Source organism: Pelomonas sp. Root405 (assembly GCF_001425165.1).
In the GTDB taxonomy this organism is placed as follows: domain Bacteria; phylum Pseudomonadota; class Gammaproteobacteria; order Burkholderiales; family Burkholderiaceae_C; genus Pelomonas.
The window spans coordinates 27,407-45,395 of sequence record NZ_LMDU01000015.1; the positions used below are offsets into that span (position 1 = coordinate 27,407).

The 17,989-nt window shown below is 69.9% G+C and carries 19 protein-coding genes; 8 read left to right on the forward strand and 11 right to left on the reverse strand.

Going from position 1 to position 17,989, the window contains the following annotated elements:
- Positions 1-2 precede the first annotated feature (2 nt).
- On the forward strand, positions 3-983 hold the full coding sequence (locus ASC81_RS21695; RefSeq protein ID WP_056271980.1) for a porin: 981 nt from the start codon (positions 3-5) through the stop codon (positions 981-983).
- A 27-nt stretch (positions 984-1,010) separates the two neighbouring features.
- On the opposite strand, the gene ASC81_RS21700 is transcribed toward ASC81_RS21695, so the two are convergent.
- Entirely contained in the window at positions 1,011-1,559 is a 549-nt protein-coding gene (locus ASC81_RS21700; RefSeq protein WP_056271983.1) for a TlpA disulfide reductase family protein, read from the reverse strand.
- A gap of 123 nt (positions 1,560-1,682) precedes the next feature.
- Here ASC81_RS21700 and ASC81_RS21705 point away from each other — a divergent pair, with 123 nt between their 5' ends.
- The 3 genes from ASC81_RS21705 to ASC81_RS21715 all read left to right on the forward strand — a co-directional run bounded on the left by ASC81_RS21705 (position 1,683) and on the right by ASC81_RS21715 (position 4,984).
- Positions 1,683-2,075 carry a DUF2946 family protein gene (locus ASC81_RS21705; RefSeq protein WP_056271985.1) on the forward strand — a complete coding sequence of 131 codons (393 nt, stop codon included), beginning with the start codon at positions 1,683-1,685 and terminating at the stop codon, positions 2,073-2,075.
- Between the two features lie 84 nt (positions 2,076-2,159).
- On the forward strand, positions 2,160-4,463 hold the full coding sequence (locus ASC81_RS21710; RefSeq protein ID WP_056271988.1) for a TonB-dependent receptor: 2,304 nt from the start codon (positions 2,160-2,162) through the stop codon (positions 4,461-4,463).
- Positions 4,460-4,984: a YcnI family protein gene (locus tag ASC81_RS21715; RefSeq protein WP_235533738.1), complete on the forward strand. Its 525-nt coding sequence runs from the start codon at positions 4,460-4,462 to the stop codon at positions 4,982-4,984. Before ASC81_RS21710 ends, ASC81_RS21715 begins: the two co-directional genes overlap by 4 nt.
- Before the next feature lie 316 nt (positions 4,985-5,300).
- On the opposite strand, the gene ASC81_RS21720 is transcribed toward ASC81_RS21715, so the two are convergent.
- Genes ASC81_RS21720 through ASC81_RS21730 form a run of 3 tightly spaced genes read right to left on the reverse strand, consistent with a single transcriptional unit; the run spans position 5,301 to position 7,119 of the window.
- Positions 5,301-5,744, reverse strand: coding sequence for a hypothetical protein (locus ASC81_RS21720; RefSeq protein ID WP_056271993.1), 444 nt, complete (start codon positions 5,742-5,744; stop codon positions 5,301-5,303).
- Between the two features lie 29 nt (positions 5,745-5,773).
- Positions 5,774-6,298 (reverse strand): c-type cytochrome, encoded by a 525-nt coding sequence (locus tag ASC81_RS21725; protein WP_056271996.1) that lies wholly within the window; start codon positions 6,296-6,298, stop codon positions 5,774-5,776.
- Entirely contained in the window at positions 6,295-7,119 is an 825-nt protein-coding gene (locus ASC81_RS21730; RefSeq protein ID WP_056271999.1) for a hypothetical protein, read from the reverse strand. The genes ASC81_RS21725 and ASC81_RS21730 overlap by 4 nt, the downstream gene beginning before the upstream one ends.
- 179 nt (positions 7,120-7,298) lie before the next feature.
- Here ASC81_RS21730 and ASC81_RS21735 point away from each other — a divergent pair, with 179 nt between their 5' ends.
- Positions 7,299-7,976, forward strand: coding sequence for a hemerythrin domain-containing protein (locus tag ASC81_RS21735; RefSeq protein ID WP_056272002.1), 678 nt, complete (start codon positions 7,299-7,301; stop codon positions 7,974-7,976).
- Here ASC81_RS21735 and ASC81_RS21740 read toward each other — a convergent pair.
- A complete protein-coding gene (locus ASC81_RS21740; RefSeq protein ID WP_056272005.1) occupies positions 7,943-10,567 on the reverse strand; it encodes a LuxR C-terminal-related transcriptional regulator in 2,625 nt (874 codons plus the stop codon). The two genes, ASC81_RS21735 and ASC81_RS21740, sit on opposite strands and share 34 nt — an antisense overlap.
- A 109-nt stretch (positions 10,568-10,676) precedes the next feature.
- Here ASC81_RS21740 and ASC81_RS21745 point away from each other — a divergent pair, with 109 nt between their 5' ends.
- Both ASC81_RS21745 and ASC81_RS21750 read left to right on the forward strand, forming a co-directional pair.
- On the forward strand, positions 10,677-12,356 hold the full coding sequence (locus ASC81_RS21745) for an alkaline phosphatase (RefSeq protein WP_056272006.1): 1,680 nt from the start codon (positions 10,677-10,679) through the stop codon (positions 12,354-12,356).
- 18 nt (positions 12,357-12,374) lie between these two features.
- Complete coding sequence (locus ASC81_RS21750; RefSeq protein WP_056272009.1) at positions 12,375-12,956, forward strand: DVUA0089 family protein; 582 nt, start codon at positions 12,375-12,377, stop codon at positions 12,954-12,956.
- 31 nt (positions 12,957-12,987) lie between these two features.
- Here ASC81_RS21750 and ASC81_RS21755 read toward each other — a convergent pair whose 3' ends face one another.
- Genes ASC81_RS21755 through ASC81_RS21770 form a run of 4 tightly spaced genes read right to left on the reverse strand, consistent with a single transcriptional unit; the run spans position 12,988 to position 15,721 of the window.
- Entirely contained in the window at positions 12,988-13,545 is a 558-nt protein-coding gene (locus ASC81_RS21755) for a dihydrofolate reductase family protein (protein WP_056272012.1), read from the reverse strand.
- Positions 13,546-13,968 carry a hypothetical protein gene (locus tag ASC81_RS21760; RefSeq protein ID WP_056272014.1) on the reverse strand — a complete coding sequence of 141 codons (423 nt, stop codon included), beginning with the start codon at positions 13,966-13,968 and terminating at the stop codon, positions 13,546-13,548.
- On the reverse strand, positions 13,953-14,447 hold the full coding sequence (locus ASC81_RS21765) for a GNAT family N-acetyltransferase (protein ID WP_200946946.1): 495 nt from the start codon (positions 14,445-14,447) through the stop codon (positions 13,953-13,955). The genes ASC81_RS21760 and ASC81_RS21765 overlap by 16 nt, the downstream gene beginning before the upstream one ends.
- 47 nt (positions 14,448-14,494) lie before the next feature.
- Positions 14,495-15,721, reverse strand: a complete 1,227-nt coding sequence (locus tag ASC81_RS21770) for an SAM-dependent methyltransferase (protein ID WP_056272019.1) — start codon at positions 15,719-15,721, stop codon at positions 14,495-14,497.
- Positions 15,722-15,906: 185 nt separating this feature from the next.
- On the opposite strand from ASC81_RS21770, the gene ASC81_RS21775 reads away from it, so the two are divergent.
- Positions 15,907-16,551 (forward strand): PEP-CTERM sorting domain-containing protein, encoded by a 645-nt coding sequence (locus tag ASC81_RS21775; RefSeq protein WP_056272023.1) that lies wholly within the window; start codon positions 15,907-15,909, stop codon positions 16,549-16,551.
- Positions 16,552-16,658: 107 nt separating this feature from the next.
- On the opposite strand, the gene ASC81_RS21780 is transcribed toward ASC81_RS21775, so the two are convergent.
- Complete coding sequence (locus ASC81_RS21780) at positions 16,659-17,177, reverse strand: PEP-CTERM sorting domain-containing protein (protein WP_056272026.1); 519 nt, start codon at positions 17,175-17,177, stop codon at positions 16,659-16,661.
- A 114-nt stretch (positions 17,178-17,291) separates the two neighbouring features.
- Positions 17,292-17,963: a histidine phosphatase family protein gene (locus ASC81_RS21785; RefSeq protein WP_056272027.1), complete on the reverse strand. Its 672-nt coding sequence runs from the start codon at positions 17,961-17,963 to the stop codon at positions 17,292-17,294.
- Positions 17,964-17,989: the final 26 nt, after the last annotated feature.

Genomic DNA, 17,989 nt, shown 5'->3' on the forward strand with positions numbered 1-17,989 from the left:
CCATGAAGAAGACCATCCCCGTGCTGACGCTGCTGGCGCTGGCCGCAACTAGCGCCCAGGCCCAGAGCAGCGTCACCGCCTTCGGCCTGATCGACCTGAGCGTCGGCACCAGCAAGGCAGCCGGCAGCGCGGCCAGCCTCAAGAGCGCCGACAGCGGCAAGATGACGACGAGCTTCATCGGCTTTCGCGGCAGCGAAGACCTGGGCGGCGGCTTGACTGCCACCTTCCAGCTCGAAAGCTTTCTGCGTGCCGACGCCGGCCAGAGCGGGCGCTCGGCGACCGACCCTTTCTGGGCCCGCAACGCCAACGTCGGCCTGGCCAGCAAAACGTGGGGAAGCGTCAAGGTCGGGCGCAACACCAACTTGATGTTCATCGCGACGCTGAACTTCAACGCCATCGGCGATTCCTTCGGCTATTCGCCGGCCATCCGCCACATCTTCACCAGCAACACCGTCACCGGCGACTCGGGCTGGGGCGACTCGGTCGTCTACACCTCGCCCAACTTCAGCGGCTTCACCGCGGCCGCGGCCGTCGCGGCGGGCGAGGGGGCCGGTGGCCGCAACGTTGCCGCCAGCGGCACCTACACCCGCGGCCCGCTGGCGGGTGCGCTGACCTACCAGAAGGTCCAGAAGGACGGCGGCCCCACCCCCGTCGACGACACCACCGTCCTGATGGGTCATGGCTCCTATGACTTCGGCATCGTCAAGCTGTTCGGCCAGTACGCCGACGCCAGCAACGACACGCGCCGCATCGACTTCAAGATCTACCAGGCCGGCGCCAGCGTGCCCATCGGCGCAGGCAAGCTGCTGGCGCAGTACGGTCGCATCAGCCCCAGCTCGGGCGCCGGCCGCAAGACCTGGACCGTGGGCTACGACTACTGGCTGTCCAAGCGCACCGACGTCTACCTCATGGGCATGAGCGACAAGGTCGCCGGGCAGTCGGCCGGCAACAGCGTCTCGTTGGGGATGCGGCACCGCTTCTGAGCGGCCCTGCCCGGGGTCCGGGCTGGCTCACCTGTCGCCCGTCTTGGCATCGGCCAGCACGGTGTTGACGTGCTTGACGATGAAATCCACGCTCCCCTCGCCCCAACCCTTCTGCGTCGCCGCGACCGAGCGGTCAGCGCGCAGGACCACCGTGTACGGCAGCGAGCTCGGCTTGGCAAAGGCCTTGGCGCTGGCCGTGTCAGGGTCGTAGGTGTGCACCAGTTGCGTGGTGTCGGCCAGCACGCGCTGCAGCTTCTTGAAGACGGCGCGCTCTTCGACGTTGACGGCGACGATGGTCATGCGGTCACGTGTTTTGGCCTGCAGCCGTTCCAGCACCGGCAGCTCGTTGCGGCAGTACGGGCACCAGGACGCCCAGAAGAACACGATGACCGGTCTGCCCTCGTAGTCGCTGAGTCGCAGGGCCTTGCCGTCCAGCGCCTGGCCCAAGGACGCATCGGGCGCCACGCGGTCCGGCGAGGCAAGGGGTGCCTCGTCCGCCAACACGCCGGCGCTGCTGCCCAGCGCCGCCAACCCGGCCCAGGCCAGCAGGCCGCGTCGGTGCAGTTCGTCGTTCATGGATCCTCCCTGGGCCGGCGCATTGCGCGCCAGCACGAGGGCATCTTAAGCAGCGCTGTCCAGCGGTATGGCGGGGCCGGCACGCGCAACGCCGCTCAGACGCGCGCCTAGAATCCGCACCCCATGACCGCCCAGTTCCGCGCCCGCGCTCGCCGCCACACCTGGTGGCTGGCGGCCGTGCTTCTGCTGGCCATGCTGGCGCCGGGCATCGGCACGGCGCTGGCGCATGCGCGCGGGGACTTCTCCACCTGGCAGGACGTCTGCCGCGCACCGTCCGCAACGGCACAGCCGGGCCAGGCCGCAGAGCCCGGCGGTACGGCACTCAAGCTGCTGACCGAAGGACATTGCCCGGCCTGCCATCTGGGCACGACCGACCTTGCGGCACCGCCCGTGCCGCCGCAGCTGCCATTGAACAGCGCGCTGACGCTGGAGGCGCCCGAACGCTTCTGGACCGCGCCCGTCACCGCCCACGCCTGGCGTCCTGCCAGCGCGCGCGCGCCACCCGGTCTGATCTGAGTCCACCGCCCTGCCAAGGCCCGCACGGCCTTGGCGTTTGCCGTCGCCCGAACGGGCGCCGGCGCGACTCCGATCACGATTTCCATGAACAAGACTGTCCTTGCGCGCGCGGCCGCCATCTGCACGCTGGCCGTGGCTGCTCATCAGGCCCGCGCCTGTGATGACTGCGGTGGCCCAGAGCCGCGCACCGCTCCACCGCAAACCCGCACCGCCCTCGGCCTTGTCACCGTCAGTGCTGCCGCTTCCACATCGCTGCCCACCGTCATCCCGACGACGCTGGAGGGCGTCACCGCGACCGACATCGCGCGCAGCATCAATGCCACCGACGCCGAGGACGCGCTCAAGTACCTGCCCAGCCTGCTGGTGCGCAAGCGCTACCCCGGCGACTACAACCACGCCGTGCTGTCCACCCGCGCCTCGGGCACGGGCAACAGCGCGCGGGCGCTGGTCTTCGTCGACGGCATTCCGCTCGCCAACCTGCTGGGCAACGGCGCCGCCTTCACGCCGCGCTGGGGCCTCATCGGTGCCGAGGAGATCGCACGCGTGGACGTTCTGTACGGACCGTTCTCGGCAGCCTACAGCGGAAACTCGGTCGGCGCCGTTGTCGACTACCAGACGCGGCGGCCGCAGGCCTTCGAGGCCCATGCCGAGGTCGGCATGTATTCGCAGCGCTGGCGCCATGGCGGCGATGACACGAGCTACCAGGGCCGCCAAGCCAGTGCGTCGCTGGGCAACAAGACCGGCAACTGGAGCTGGTGGCTCAGCCTCTCGCGCCACGACAACGAAGGCCAGCCGCTGACCTTCCCGACCCGCGCCGTCGCCACCACGGCGCCGGCTTCCAACGCCGCGCCGGTGACCGGCGCCGTGGCCGGCCAGGACCGCTTCGGCCAGCCGTGGTGGCTGCTGGGCTCAGCCACACAGATGCACACCGTGCAAGACCAAGGGAAGCTGCGCCTGGCTTGGCAGCCCACTTCTGAATTGCGCGCGCAGGCCTTGCTGGGCCTGTGGCGTAACACCGGCAACGCCATCAGCCGCAGCTGGCTGCGCGACGCGGCTGGCAATGCCGTCACCAGCGGCCCCGTCAGCATCGACGGCCATGGCTACATGCTGGCTGCCAACGAGTTCGGGCTGACCCACGACGAGGCAGAGCACCGCATCGTCGGCGCCACGCTTAAGCGCAGCGCCGCCGATGGCGTGGACTGGGAACTCGCTGCCAGCCACCTCGACTACGCCAAGGACCGCAGCGCCCAGCCGCTTGCGCGCACCGGGGGCCGGGGCCGCATCACGCGGCTGGACGGCAGCGGCTGGACGACGCTGGCCGCCAAGGCCTCGGCGCGCGGCTGGGAGGGCGGCCTGCAGCGTGATCACCATGTCTGGCGCCAGCGCGTGGACAACGCCAGCGACTGGCTGAACGAGGGCACGCTGACGCCTTTCACCGCCTTCGAGGGCGAGACGACGCTGACGAGCGCCTTCGCCCAGCGCGTGCTGGACCTGGCCCCTGAGCTGCGCGCGGTGCTGGGCCTGCGGCATGAAACCTGGCAGGCGCAGAACGGCAGCAAGACGGCGGCCACCAGCCAGACGGTGAGCTACGCCAACCGCCGCGAGACCGCCCTGTCGCCCAAGGCCGCGCTCGGCTGGGCCATCAGCGACGCGCTGGACCTGCGCGTCAGTTTCGGCCGCGCCGTGCGCTGGCCCACCGTGGGTGAGTTGTTCCAGGGCGGCGTCAGCAGCACCGGCGCCTACGTCGAGGGCGACCCCGTCACCAACCCTGACCTCAAGGCCGAGCGCGGCTGGACCCGCGAGCTGTCGGCGCTGTGGCATGCCGAAGCGGCCGAGCTGCGCGCCACCGTCTTCCACGAGGACACGCGCGATGCGCTCTACAGCCAGGCCAGCATCATCAACGGCCGGGCGGTGTCCAGCGTGCAGAACATCCGCCGCATCGAGACGCTGGGGCTGGAGCTGGCCGGCCGCGGCGACGTGGGCAAGGCCTGGCGCTGGCAGGCCAGCCTCACCTATGCCGACTCGACGATCAAGGCCAACGCCGGCTTCGTCGCCACGGCGGGCGACACGTTGGGCAAACAGCAACCGCGCGTGCCGCGCTGGCGGGCCAGCGCGCTGGTCAGCTACGCGATCACGCCGGCACTCGACGCCAGCCTGGGCGCCCGCTACGGAAGCCGGCAATACGGCAATCTCAACAATGCCGACTTCAACGGCATGGCCTACCAGGGTTTCAGCCGCTACTTCATGGCCGACATCAAAGTCGCCTGGCGCATCAACCGCCAGTGGAGCGCCAGCCTCGGCGTGGACAACCTGAACGGCGCCGAGTACTGGAACTTCCACCCCTACCCAGGCCGCACGGTGCTGGCCAACCTGAGGTTCGACCTGTGAAACAGACCGCTCTCATGATGCTGCTCGCCGCCGCGAGCGCCCACGCCCACGTGGCGCTAGATCAGCCCGAAGCCCCGGCCGGCACCAGCTACCGCGCCGCCTTCAAGGTTGGCCACGGCTGTGACGGCGCGGCGACGAAGGAGATCGTCGTCACGCTGCCCGAAGCCGCGCTGCGCGGCGCCAAGCCCATGCCGAAAGCCGGCTGGACGCTGACGACAAAGCGCCGGCCGCTGAAGACGCCACACGACAGCCATGGCAAGACCGTCACCGACGAACTGGCCGAGGTGCGCTGGACGGCGAATAGCGAGACCGACCACCTTCCGGACGGCTGGTACGACGAGTTCGTGCTTCGCGCCTCGCTGCCGGCCGAAGCCGGCGAGCTGTGGTTCCAAGTGCGGCAGGTATGCACGCAGGGCGAGTGGAACTGGGCGGAGCGGCCCAGTGTTGCCAGCCCCAAGCCACGCGCGCCGGCAGTGCGGTTGCAGGTGGTACCGGCACGGATGGAGTCTCACGTTCACTGACCTGAAAAAGCCGGGCCGGCACCGGCTGATCACCGCTTCATCCGTGGGCTGTGCGCCGATGATTCAGCCCGTCACCAGTGCATGGCCCCCGGCAACGTTGCGGCCCCTGGCGAGACGGCACCGCGAGCCGTCCGCGACCATGAAAAGCACGAGTTCCGGCCCGCAACGCGCCACCCCCGGGTGACGCTCGTGGAAGCCAAATGCGCTGTGATGAACGCCGCAGCCCCACGCACCTTTGCCGGTGCGTCCCCGGCGGCGTGAAGCGCTTTTTTGCCCCGACCGGGTCACGCCGGGAGGGGCTTTTCCTTGTGGCAGGTCAGCGCATCGCAACGATGCCGCCGTCGCGGTTGTGCGCCAGCAAGAACAGCCCCGCCTCCTGACGCTCGCCGCTGCGCACCATCACGTCCACCAGGCAGGCCTGGCCCACATTCGAGGCGCGCAGCACGCGCGTCTGGCGCGGCTGCTGCGAACGCCCCAGGCGCTCGATCAGCTGGCGGTACACCGCCTGGCGCCCCACCTCACCGGAAGCGCCCAGGCTGCCGTCCATCGCGAACTGCGCCGTCAGGCCCCAGGCGTCGCTGGCGTTCCAGCGCGCGTCGAAGTCGTCCAGCCGTTGCTGCAGCGCCGGCCTGTCGTCGCAGGGCGACGCCGCTGCGAAGGCCTCCGACGGCAGGCTCAACGTGCCCGCGGCGACCAGGCCAACGGCGGTGACGAGGGCGGAAAACAGGCCCAGCGGGGCCGAAGAGATGAAGCGCTTCATGAGGAACTCCTTGCGTTGGATGGATTGAGTCAGCGTTGGGCCGGTGCCACGGGCTCGGGCACCTGGTTGCGGATGGGCGGCAGCGATTTCAGGTAGGCGAACACGGCCTTCAGGTCGTCGTCCGTCATCTGGCTGTAGACGGGGATGGGCATGGGCGGCAGCACCGGCCGGCCGCGGCCGAGGTGGCGGCCGGTGCGGATGGTCTGCAGGAAGTCGGCCTCGCTCCAGCGGCCCAGGCCGGTCTCGTCGTCCGGCGTCAGGTTGGCCGCGAAGCTCAGGCCCCAGGGCCCGGCATAGGCGGTGCCGGTGGCGGCGATGGCGACCATCCACGGCCCCGGCGGCAACGCCGCGGGTGCGCTGACCACGAAGGCTTGCGGGTGGCCCGACAGCCGCCGCGCCTGATCGGGCTCGGGGCCGTGGGCGCCCATCTTCATCGGCGTATGGCAGTCGGTGCAGCCGCTGGTGGCGACGAGGTAGCGGCCGCGCTCAATGCGGTCGGCGGCCTGGGCAGCGCCGGCCAGCACCAGGAGCAGCACGGGGATCAGAATTTTCATGGGCGGTTCTCCGGTTTGTTGAAGTGATGGGCCAGCAGCGCCAGGCCCGTGGCGTCGACCTCGCGGGTGCCCAGGGGCGGCATCTGCTGGTAGGGGTTGCGGGTGCCGGCGCGCCTCAGCACCGCGGCGGCATCGACGGCCGCCGGCGGCTGGCCGACGTCCAGCGCCAGCCGCAACGGCACCGGCACGCCGCCTTGGAAATGGCAGTGGCCGCAGTTGGCGTGCAGGTAGCCGCGTGCCGCCTGTTCCGGCGCGCCGGCGGCGATGAAATCGGGCGCTTGTGTCGCCCAGGCGCCGGGTGCGTTTTTCAGCAGGCCATCGCGCAGCAACGCCGGCACGGCCGGACCGAGCTGCAGTGCCGCAAAGCCCAGCACCGGGCTGCGCGCGCCGGCGTGGCAGGCCATGCAGTCGCCCACCGAGGGCACGTCATAGCGCCGGCCACCCGGCAGCGTCAGCACCTGGCCACGTGCAGGCGCCTTGACCGCGTCGGCACCGTTCCAGACATAGCTGGCGAACTCCCAGCGGCCGTCGGCGACCAGTACGAAGTGGCGTGTCTCGACCGGCTGGCCGTCGACGCTGAACTCTTTCCACAGCCGCGTGCCGACGGGAAAGCGCCAGGCGTCGGGCTGGCTCGCGTCGACCTGAGCGCCCGGCGGCAGCGCGATCCAGCGCCGCTTCGTCGCACCGTCGGACCACAGCGCAAAGCGCGGCTCGAACGCGCGCACCTGGGCCTCACCCAGGCCGGTCTGGCTCAGGCGCTCGGGCAGCGTCGCCCAGACGGGGGCGGCGGCGCAGAGCAGAAGAAGGGCGAGGCGTTGCATGGCTGCGCACTGTGCCGAGCGGCACCGGAGCGGCCATCGCCCCAACGGGCCAATGTGAGGAATACCAAAGAGCCATGACGAAGGCCATCGCGATGGCTCTCCGGCGCTGGCCCGTCAGGGCGATGGCAGCTGAGGTGCGCGTCGGAACACTGGCGTCCATCACTTCAACGGAGTTACCGATGACCGCCCTGCCCCGCCTCGACCTCTACGCCCACATCCACAAGGCGCTGCGCCTGTTCATGACGGACACGCTGCAGCAGCTGAGCCGCATTGACATCGACGACCCGCTGGACTTGGCCGGCACGCTGGGCCAGCTCGACGCGCTGCTGGACGCCGCCCAGCACCACGTCGACAAGGAGAACGCGTTCGTCCACCCCGCCATCGAGGCCCGCCGCGCTGGCGCCAGCGCGGCCATCGATGCCGAGCACGAGGAGCATCTCGACACCATCGCCACGCTGCGCGCCGAATCGGCCGCGCTGCGCGCGATGCCGTCAGCCGCCGCGGCGCAGCGCCTGTACCGGCGCCTCGCGGCCTTCGTCGCGCACAACTTCGAGCACATGGCCGTGGAGGAAAGCCGCCACAACCAGGCGCTGTGGGCGGCCTACAGCGACGCCGAATTGACGGAGATCCACGGCCGCATCATGGCCAGCATCGGCCCGCGCGAGATGAGCGAGACGCTGCGCTGGATGATCCCGGCGCTGACGCCGGCCGAGCGCGCCCTGGTCATCGGCAGCCTGCCCCCGGCGGTGCAGGCGCCGGTGCTGGCGTCGGCGCGTTCGCTGCTGAACGACACGGCCTGGGCCAAGCTGTGCCGGACGCTGGATCAGGCCAGCGTGCCCGGCCTGGTGGAAGCCTGACGGTCGCGCCACCATGCAGCGGCCTCGCCGCGTGAGTTGAGGCCGAGCTTGTCGAGGATGTTGGCCACATGCCGCTTGACGGTGTGGGGGCTGAGGTCGAGCGCGCGAGCGATGTGCTTGTTGCTGGCGCCGGCGGCGATCTGCGCGATGACTTCGGCCTCGCGCTGCGACAGGCGCTCGTCCACCGGCGCCGCGGCGGCTTCGACCATGGCCACGGTGGCGGGTCGCACCCCCTCGGCCCAGCTGCGCAGGCGCGCGACGTCCGCGGCGTCGAGCAAGCCGCTCCAGTCCTCGGCCGCCATCTGCAGCAGCAGCGGCACGGCCCACATCAGGCCGCCGGGCTCGCGCCGCGCCAGGGCCGGTGCCAGGGCTTGCGCGGCGCCGGCGCGGTCGCCGCCCGCCAGCAGCGCCGCGGCCAGGCGCAGGCGGGCTTCGTTCAACTGGCCGAGCAGGTCGCCGCTTTCGCCGTCGGCCAGCAGCCCGCGCCAGGCGGCGATGGCCTCGCCGCGCCGGCCGTCCAGCGCCGCGAGCTGGGCCTGCAGGCCGAGCAGCGGCCGCGGCCGGTAGGGCATTGCCAGGTCGCTGAGGTTGGCACCGACACGCGCCAGGCGCTCCAGGCCGTCGGACAGCGCCGCGCGGTCACCGCAGGCGGCAGCCATGCGGCTCATGAAGAAGGTGGCGTGCCATTCGCCCCAGGCGCCATAGCCCGGCACATGTTCGGCTAGGCGCAGCCGCATCAGGTGCAGGGCCGACTCGTGCCGGCCGGCGATCAAGTCCAGCAGCGCATGAAGCGCCTGGCCATGGTTTCGCGCAATGATGAGGCGCCCGAACCAGGCCGCGTCGGCCTCGGCGCGGGCCAGCAGCTGCTGCGACTCGACCAGCCGCCCCTGCCAGAACAGGTTCCAGGCCTGCGCCATGTGGGCGTTGACGCCGAAGGGCAGCGGCCGGTCGCCCAACACCTGCATCGCGCCGCGGTACCAGCGATCCATGGCGGGCGCCATGCCGTGGCAGCTGATCTGGCGCGGCGCCGGCGAGCCCGTGTACCAGGCTTCCAGCGACGACTGCTGCAGCAGCTCCGCAACGAGGGCATCGAACAGCGGCGCCACGGCGTCGAAGCGGCAGCTCTCCAGCGCATGCCAGGTGCGGCCCAGCAGCGTCAACCGGCGCAGCTCGCCACTGAGCGCGAAGGGGTCGAGGTCGCGCAGCAGGGCCTCGGCCTCGTGCAGGCGACCCTGCGCGATGAGCAGGATGCTGCGGTGCGCGCGCGAGGAGCGCAGCCCGGCCTCGTCGCCGCGCGCCGTGAACAGCGACTCGGCGCGGCTCAAGTGCCACTCCGCCTGCTGCGCCTCCCACAGCACCCACAGCGACAGTGCCTTCACGCGGTGCAACTCGGGATTGGACTCGGCAAAGGCCGTGTCGAAGCGGCGCGTCAGGTCCAGCAGGCCTTGCGCGCCGAGCTGGTTCATCAGCAGAGCGCCGTCGGCCAGCAGCAGCTCGGCCGCGCGTTCGGGGCGGCCGGCAGCCAGCAACAGGCCCTGGCGGCGCAGCGCGTCGGTCTCCAGCAGGGCCGCACGTTCCAGCAGCTGGCGGTGCAGGTCGGGCTGCTCCTGGCGCAGGCGCTGCTGCAGCATGTCGCGGAACAGTTGGTGCAGGCGCAGCGTGTGCGGCGCCAGGTCGACGACGGTGACAAACAGGGCCAGCCGCTCCATCTCAGCCAGCCATTGCGCCGCGTGCGCGTCCTCGCCCAGCGCCTGGCAGCGCGCAGCGTCGAGCTCGTGCAGCACGCTGGTGCGCAGCAGGAAGGCGCGCAGGCCGGGCTCCAGCCGGTCCAGCACTTCGGCAGCGAGGTAGTCGAAGGTGGCGCGGTCGATGGCGGCCGGCAGGCGCTGGCCAGCCCCCAATGCGAGGCGCAAGCCAGCGGGCCAGCCCTGGCAGCGCTCGTACAGGCCGGCGGCGGCGCTGTCGTCCAGGCCCGCGGCCTGGGCCAGCTGCGCAACCTCGCTGCGCGCCAGCGCCAGTTCGGCCGGCCCGAGGTCGGCCAGTTCGCCCGTGGCGCGCAACCGCGCCAGGCGCAACGCCGGCTCGTGGCGGGCGCTCAGCACCAGGCGCCAGCGCTCGCCCATTCGGGCCAGCCAGCGGTCCAGGAACTGCAACGAGGCGGGGTCGACGAGGTGATGCACGTCGTCCAGCACGATGAGACCGCGGTCTACCTCGCAGGCCTCCAGCGCGTTCAGCATGGCGTCGGCGGCGGTGACGATCTCGGGGCCTCCGCGCAGCGCGGTGTCACGCAGACCCTCGGGCGCCGTGCGCCAGGGCGGATCGAACGGCTCCAGCGCGGCGAACAGGCAGTCCAGCAGGCGGCCCAGGTCATCGCCCTCGTCCAATGCGACCCAGGCGACGGCCCAGTCGCCGGGCACATCGGCCAGCGCCTGGGTCAGCAGCGCCGTCTTGCCGTAACCGGCCGGCGCACACAGCAGGAGCACCCGATGGGCGTCGAGCGCCTGCTGCACCGCCGCCAGCAGGGCCGGCCGCGGCAGCAGCAGGCCGGCACGCGGGCGCGGTGCGCGGGTCTTGGTGTGGGCGAGGGCCATGGCTGCAAATGATAAGGACGCACTCCCGCAGCGCCGGCCCATGGTTGCCCTGTCTCAAGGCGGTCACATGCCGTCGCGATAGTCGCGACCACTTTCAGCGAGGTCATCCATGGGTCGTCCCATCAAAGTCCAGCCCGTCCGCCCCGGCAGCAGCCGTCGCGAGTTCTTCAAGCGCTCCGGCGCCGGCACGATGGCGCTTGCGGCCGCGCCCGCGCTGCTGCCGCTGGGCGCGCAAGCCGCCACCAACACGGTCTTCCAGCATGGCGTGGCCAGCGGCGACCCGCTGAGCGACCGCGTCATCCTGTGGACGCGCGTGACGCCGGCGGCGCCCAAGCCCGCCGTCACGGTGACCTATGTCATTGCCACCGACCCGACGCTGACCCAGGTCGTGCGGCGCGGCAGTGCCAAGACCAATCCTGGCCGCGACTACACCGTCAAGGTCGACCCCGCCGGCCTCAAGCCTGCGACGACCTACTACTACCAGTTCAGCGCCGAGGGCGCGACCAGCCCCGTCGGCCGCACCAAGACCCTGCCGACCACCGGCGCGCAAAGCCTGCGCATGGCCGTTGTGAGCTGCTCCAACCATGCCTACGGCTACTTCAACGCCTATGGCCGCATCGCGGCCCGCGCAGACCTCGACCTGGTCATGCACCTGGGCGACTACCTCTACGAATACGGCCCCGGCCAGTACGGCAATGTGCGCACGCCCGAGCCGGCCCACGAGATGGTGACGCTGGCCGACTACCGCATGCGCCACGCCCAGTACAAGCGCGACGCCGACTCCCAGGCCATGCACCGCCAGCATCCGCTGGTCGCCATCTGGGACGACCACGAGATCACCAACGACGCCTGGAAGAGCGGCGCGCAGAACCACCAGCCCGGCACCGAGGGCGACTGGAACGCCCGCGTCGCCGCCGGCTTGCAGGCCTACTACGAATGGATGCCGGTGCGGCCCGTCAATGTGGCCAACCTGCGCGAGAACCAGCGTGGTTTCGCCTACGGCGACCTGGCCGAGCTGCTGATGCTGGAGCAGCGCCTCAGCGCCCGCTCGCAGCAGCTGACGGCCGCCACGCATGTCACCGCCTTCGGCCCCGGCTTTGCCATCACCGACCCCGGCTATGGCGACGCCAGCCGCACGCTGCTGGGCGAGGCGCAGCAAGCCTGGCTCATCAACCGCCTGCGCACCACGCCCGCGCGCTGGAAGCTGCTGGGCCAGGGCGTCATGTTTGCGCAGCTCAAAGCGCCCGGCGCCAACCAGGCGACCGACCCGGGCCTGTACTTCATCAACGGCGACCAGTGGGACGGCTACGAGCCTGCGCGCAACCGCCTGTACGCCGCCATCCAGGGCGACATGGCCCACTCGAAGGTCGACAACCTCGTCGTGCTGACCGGCGACATCCACAGCAGCTGGGCCGCCGACCTGCACCCCAACCCCTACAACCCGGCGGCCTACGACAAGACGACCGGCGCTGGCTCGCTGGGCGTGGAATTCGTTGGCACCTCGGTCTCGTCACCCGGCATCGACACCGACACGACGGGCGCCATCGCGGGCGCCATCCGCTTCTACAACCCGCACTTCAAGTACGTGCAGCTGACCCGCCGCGGCTACATGCTGATGGACGTCAACCGCGACCGCGTCGTCGGCGAGTGGTGGTACGTGGACACGGTGGCCAGCCCCAGCAACATCGAGACCTTTGCCACCGCCTTTGAAGTGCGCACCGGCGAGAACCATCTGCGCCCCTCGGCGCAGACGACGCCCCGCGCCAACCCGCCCGCCCTGGCACCCTGATCGACGAGAACAACGACCATGAAGAACACCCTCACCCTGCTCGCCGCCGCCCTGTCAGTGGGCGCCCAAGCCGCCGACCTGAGCTTCTCGGGCCAGGCTGTCAACCACAACGACAAGATCGTCATCGACTTCCAGGTCGCCGCCGGCAGCACCGTCAACCTGTGGACGGACTCCTGGCAGTCGGGCCTGAACTTCGACCCGCAGCTCTTCCTGACCAGCGGCGGCAACATCGTTCTCGAAGACGACGACGGCGGCAGCGCCATCAATGCCGGCGCCGGCTACTACGACGCCGGCCTGCAGTTCACGGCCGCCGGAGCCGGCAGCTATCGACTGGTACTGAACGCGGCGTCCAACACGTCGCTGGGCGCCTCGCTCGGCGACGGCTTCGCCTATGACGCCGATGCACCCATCGCGCTGGTGGACTGGAACCAGCCCAGCTACGACGTCAATGCCAACGACCAGAAGGGCGGCTTCTGGCGTCTCAACCTGAGCGGCGTCGAGCAGGCCGCCTTGGTGCCCGAGCCCGGCCGCATCGGCCTGATGCTGGCTGGCCTGCTGAGCATGACCCTGGTTCTGCGCCAGCGCCAACGCAAGCAGTAAGCCGGCAAGCCGCAGGCGGCGCCGCAGGGCGTCAGCGCCCGCGCCGGTAGTGCATGGCGACCGCACCGTTGCGCAGCGGCTTGGCCGCGATCAACTCGAGCCGCCGGGTGCTGGGCAGCCCGCTCTCAAACAGGGTCGGGCCATGGCCGGCGATCCGGGGGTGGACCAGCAACTTGTACTCGTCGATCAGGTTCAGTCGGTCCAGCTCGGCCGCGAGCTTGCCGCTGCCGAGGATCACGCCGTCCGGCGTGGCGCCCTTGAGCTGCTGCACGCCCATGCGCAGGTCGCCGGCGATGTGGTGGCTGTGGGTCCACGGGAAGTCCGTTCGCGTCGAGGACACCACGTACTTCGGCTTGGCCTCCAGCTTGGCGGACCACTCGCGCATCGCAGGCGCTGCTTGCACCTCGCCACGGGCGACCGCCGGCCAGTAGCTCTCCATCATTTCGTAAGTGACGCGGCCCCAGAGCATCGCGCCGGCCTCGTCCATCAGACGGGTGAAGAAGGCATGCGTCTCGTCGTCGGCGATGCCTTCCTGGTGGTCGATGCAGCCGTCCAGGGTGACATTGATGCTGAAGGTCAACAGTCCCATTCAAGAGTCCTCGGGCAGCTTGCCGTAGCTGTTGTTGTATCGCTTCCCCTTCTTCGGGAAAGTGAACTTGATGGCCGACCACTTGGTGTCGACAGCGATCGTTTTGCTTTCTACCAAGCCGTGGGTGTAGCCGATCTCGATGACCTTTTTCAACGAAAGATCGGTGTCGTCTGCATCGCCCTTTGGCCAGGAAACCCAAAGGCTGCCCTCGTTGGCCAGATGAGCTTTCAGCTTGGGGAACTTCGAATCCATCGCCTTCTGGCGCATCACGAACAGGTGGATGTACTGGAACTCACCCGTCAGCGATTTGACGAACTTTGCATCAGCGCTGGAAAGGACTTCGCTGACGTCTTGCGGGGCGCCAATGAGAATGGACCGTGAGCCGGCTTTGATGCCGAGCTTGGCTGTCAACGGGGTGGGCATATCGCGGTGCGGGCTTCAGCGCGCGTGGCCAGCCTGAGTTGAGGGCGGATGCGGTGCGGTTGTCCGGCCAGTGGCGCAGCCAGCTCACCGACCCGCCTGGCGCCGCAGCGGAGGTAAAAGCCCTCGGCGTTGGGGTCAGCGTCGATGGCCACCTCGGATCGCCCAGCCTGGCGTGCAACCAGAAGTGCCTGGCCAAGGAGCGCTCGCCCGACGCCGAGCCCGACCGCGCCGGGGTGAACCCAAAGCGCATCGAGCTCCCAAGGCTCGACGGACGGGTTGAGCTGGACGACGCCGACAAGCGCGCCGGCCTCGCCTTCGGCGACGAACGTGGGCCGCGCCGAAATGGTGTCGGGCGTGAACGTGAGGTCGCTTCTCCAGGCCCGAAGCTGCTCGCTCGCGTAACCCCAATGCGCCTTGGACGCGAAGGCGAGTGCCGAGAGCGCTTCGTGTTCGCCGGGAAGTGCGCTGCGGACGTTCACGGGGGCCATGCTGTGGTCACTGTTCACCAAGCCAGGCTCAGCGCCGGTCACGCGGCGAGCAGCTGCTCCAGCCGCTGCTCGCGCAGCCCATAAAAGCGCTTGATCTCGGCGATCTGCGCCAACAGCTCGGGCCGGCGCGCGGCCAGGGCCTCGGCGGCCAGGCCTTGTGCCTTGACCGCCAGGATCATCTTGTTCTTGCTGGTGTGCTCCAGCGCGATGAACTCGAACACCTGGGTGCGGTAGCCCTGGCTTTCCAGCAGCAGCGCCCGCACCGAGTCGGTCACCATCTCGGCCTCCTGGCCGAGGTGGATGCCGTGCTGGAGCATGGGGCGCAGCACGGCCGGCATGGTCATCTGCGGGCGCAGCTCCTTGTGGCAGCAGGGCGAACTCATGATGACGCGGGCGCCGGATTGCAGGCCGACGTGCAGCGCATGGTCGGTGGCGATGTCGCAGGCATGCAGGGCGATCATCACGTCCAGCGGCTGCACGGCTTGCGTGCGCACGTCGCCCTGGTCGAAGCGCAGGCCGGTCAGGCCTTCGCTGCCGATGATGGCCGTGCAGAGCTTGACCATGTCGTCGCGCAGCTCGATGCCGGTCACGCGCGGCTGCAGGCCCCGGGATTGCAGCCAGTCGTGCACCGCAAAGGTCAGGTAGCCCTTGCCGGAACCAAAGTCGGCCACGCGAACCGGCCCTTGCAGACCGGCTTCGTCGATGGCCGACGACAGGATTTCCACGAAGCGGTTGATCTGCTTCCACTTGCGTGCCATGGCAGGCACGAGGGCGGGTTCGCCCTTGACGAGGTGGGTCAGGCCCAGGGCGGACCAGACCGGATGGGCCATGTCCAGCGGGCGCTGCTTGGCCTTGTCATGTGCGGCCGGCGCGGCCGCTTCCGTGCCTTCAATTCGCGTCACGCGCAGCGTCTCGCGGCCCTTGCGACTGACGGCGAACTGCACCTCCTCGGTCGACGTGTGCAGGTGGGCATTGCGAAAGTGCGCGCCCAGCAGGGTGGCGATCTGGGCCAAGCCGGCCGCCGGCGCGTGGTTTTTGGTGACGTCGCGGGTCGTGTGGCGCCACAGGAAGCTGAGGCAGGGCTCGCCGCGCAACTCGACCAGTCGCACCGTCAGACGCTCGACATCCTCGTCCCCGCCGACTGGCCCGGACAGCAGCAGCTTGCCGAACTGGCCGCCAGCCAGGGCAAGTCGCACGAGGTGCAGGAAGCGTTCGGACGCAGACGCTGTAGCGGCGGGCGGTGGGGTGATCAGGTCGGTGAACATCGCCAGCGATTGTCCGCGGTGGCCCCGGAGCCCGTGCAGCAAGGCTGCCAAACCTTCAGAAAGCTGGCCCCCGCCCCCGCACCCCCGCAGCGCGGGGATGCCCGGGCCGGCCTCGCCATCTAGAGTCGCCCCCTAGTTAATAGTCCCACTTTCAAGGGACAAACGCTCAACAGGGGGCCCCAACCATGTCCAAGTTCATTCGCCTGATCGCCGCCACGCTGCTGACCGCCGCAGCTGCCAGCTCGCACGCCGGCTACACCCACACGACGCAGGGCGTCAGCTTCACCTATGAAGGCGTTGACGCCAACACCTTCACGCTGCGCATCCAGAACGCGTTGGACGCCACCGGCAACTGGGCCACGGCCACTCACCTGGGCTACCTAGGCTTCAAGGGCCTGGGCAACCTGAACGCCGTGACGGCCGTGAACGTCAACGTGACGCCGGCGCCCGGCAGCAGCATCCTGTGGACGTATGTGCACGGCGAGCTGACCGGTGCCGGTTGCAACAGCAACGCCAACTCCAATTCCATCTGCCTGGACGCGACGCCCGACCTGCTGCTGACGAACGACCTGCTCTTCACGATCGACCTGCTGGGCAATGGCGTGGACATCAGCAACGCCACGGCGCCCCTGCTGAAGGCCAGCTTCACCGTCTGGCAGGACGCGACCCGCAACAAGCCCGCGGGCTACACGACCGCCGGCAGCCTGCTGGAACAGACGCTGGCGCCCACGGCCGTGGACAACGGCCGCCTGCCTGAGCCTGCCTCGCTGGCACTGGCTTGCCTCGCGCTGGCAGGTGCAACTGCGGCGCGTCGCCGCATCCGCGGCTGAGTGCCATCCGCCAGCGCTTCGGCGCTGGCTTCCCGCTGCAGGGCCGTGACGGCACTGCAGCGGTTGCCAAGCCCGGCAGTGCCCCATCTGGGCATCTGGGCGGCACTTCACGCCTGCCGGCGCCAGAGGCCGATAAGGCCGAGACCTGCAAGCAGCAGCGCCAGGCTCTGCGGCTCGGGCACAGCGGCGGTCACCTGCATCTGCTCCCAGCTCATCGAGGCCAGGCCCAGGCGCTCGTCGGTGACGGTGCCGGGCGTGTGGAAGGTCGGCCAGCCCATGCTGTCGAAAGTGAACAGGCGCACGCCCTCGCCGTCCTGGCCGACGCTGGCCATGTGCCACAGCCGGCCGCTGGCCAGCTCGAACTCCAAGCCGGCGCGCTCGTCATAGCCATGGCTGAAGGCCTGGACGGCGCGGTTGCCGGACCAGTTCAACTCGAACGACGTCAGCTCGTAGCCATAGAGCCAGCCGTTGCCATCGAGGTCGCTGCCGCTGAAATGGCCGGTCAGCACGGCGCCGTCGGCATAGCCGCCCTGGTTGAACTGGAAGCTCTCGGCCTGGGCCGGCTGCGCGAGCGCGGCGGCCAGGGCCAGAACGACGGTGAGGGGGACAAGGCGCGGTGTGGACATGACGGATCTCCAAGGGGTTGAGGAGCCGTCATGCTGCCGATCACGTTGCGTGGCCGCTTCGCCCAGGAGAGCCATCGGCCTTGTCATGTGGGGTGGCCCGTGGGGGAAAGAGCTTCAGGCGTGCGTCACATGGCCTCGCGTCTCGGCGGTGTCGAGATGGGGCAGCGTGTTGAAGGTGACGAGGTGGTGGCGCTTGGGATTGAAGGCGAACTCGGTGACGGCCGAGTTGCGGATGCGCAGGTTCAGCTCGACGAACGTCTCAGGCGGGGCGCCCAGCACCTGGGCCACGGCCGTGGCGATGGGACCGCCGCTGGAAACGATGAGCACCTGCTTGCCCACGCCCAGCGCCAGCACGCGGGTCAGCGCGTCGGCCACGCCGGCGGCGAAGTCGGCGTGCAGCGGCATGCCAACCGGCGCCGTCTCCGCGCGCATCCACGCGAGCAGGCCCTGGCGCAGCAGGCGGAAGTGCTGCTTGACGGTCTCCGGATCGGTCGGCGCTGCCAGCGGCCCCGGATGGATCGCTCGCACGACGGCCTCGCTGTCGTACTCGTTCAGGCCCGGCAGCGCCACGGCCGGCAGGTCCTCGCCATACCCCTCATTGATGGCAGCGAGGGACTGCGCATGACGCCGCAGCGTGCCAGTGAAGACGGCGTCGAAGTGCTGGCCGCGCTCGCGCCAGTAGGCGCCAAGGTGACGGCATTGCGCGTGGCCCCGGGCGCTGAGCTGGTCGTAGTCAGCCGCGCCGAAGCTAGCCTGGCCGTGGCGGACGAGGTAGAGGCTTCCCATGGGTTGAATCATCAGGGGCGGGCGCG

Bases quoted from the DNA above. Each gene is read 5' to 3' on its own strand.
- ASC81_RS21695 (WP_056271980.1), top strand. From the start codon at position 3: ATGAAGAAGACCATCCCCGTGCTGACGCTGCTGGCGCTGGCCGCAACT.
- ASC81_RS21700 (WP_056271983.1), bottom strand. From the start codon at position 1,559: ATGAACGACGAACTGCACCGACGCGGCCTGCTGGCCTGGGCCGGGTTG.
- ASC81_RS21705 (WP_056271985.1), top strand. From the start codon at position 1,683: ATGACCGCCCAGTTCCGCGCCCGCGCTCGCCGCCACACCTGGTGGCTG.
- ASC81_RS21710 (WP_056271988.1), top strand. From the start codon at position 2,160: ATGAACAAGACTGTCCTTGCGCGCGCGGCCGCCATCTGCACGCTGGCC.
- ASC81_RS21720 (WP_056271993.1), bottom strand. From the start codon at position 5,744: ATGAAGCGCTTCATCTCTTCGGCCCCGCTGGGCCTGTTTTCCGCCCTC.
- ASC81_RS21725 (WP_056271996.1), bottom strand. From the start codon at position 6,298: ATGAAAATTCTGATCCCCGTGCTGCTCCTGGTGCTGGCCGGCGCTGCC.
- ASC81_RS21730 (WP_056271999.1), bottom strand. From the start codon at position 7,119: ATGCAACGCCTCGCCCTTCTTCTGCTCTGCGCCGCCGCCCCCGTCTGG.
- ASC81_RS21735 (WP_056272002.1), top strand. From the start codon at position 7,299: ATGACCGCCCTGCCCCGCCTCGACCTCTACGCCCACATCCACAAGGCG.
- ASC81_RS21740 (WP_056272005.1), bottom strand. From the start codon at position 10,567: ATGGCCCTCGCCCACACCAAGACCCGCGCACCGCGCCCGCGTGCCGGC.
- ASC81_RS21745 (WP_056272006.1), top strand. From the start codon at position 10,677: ATGGGTCGTCCCATCAAAGTCCAGCCCGTCCGCCCCGGCAGCAGCCGT.
- ASC81_RS21750 (WP_056272009.1), top strand. From the start codon at position 12,375: ATGAAGAACACCCTCACCCTGCTCGCCGCCGCCCTGTCAGTGGGCGCC.
- ASC81_RS21755 (WP_056272012.1), bottom strand. From the start codon at position 13,545: ATGGGACTGTTGACCTTCAGCATCAATGTCACCCTGGACGGCTGCATC.
- ASC81_RS21760 (WP_056272014.1), bottom strand. From the start codon at position 13,968: ATGCCCACCCCGTTGACAGCCAAGCTCGGCATCAAAGCCGGCTCACGG.
- ASC81_RS21770 (WP_056272019.1), bottom strand. From the start codon at position 15,721: ATGTTCACCGACCTGATCACCCCACCGCCCGCCGCTACAGCGTCTGCG.
- ASC81_RS21775 (WP_056272023.1), top strand. From the start codon at position 15,907: ATGTCCAAGTTCATTCGCCTGATCGCCGCCACGCTGCTGACCGCCGCA.
- ASC81_RS21780 (WP_056272026.1), bottom strand. From the start codon at position 17,177: ATGTCCACACCGCGCCTTGTCCCCCTCACCGTCGTTCTGGCCCTGGCC.
- ASC81_RS21785 (WP_056272027.1), bottom strand. From the start codon at position 17,963: ATGGGAAGCCTCTACCTCGTCCGCCACGGCCAGGCTAGCTTCGGCGCG.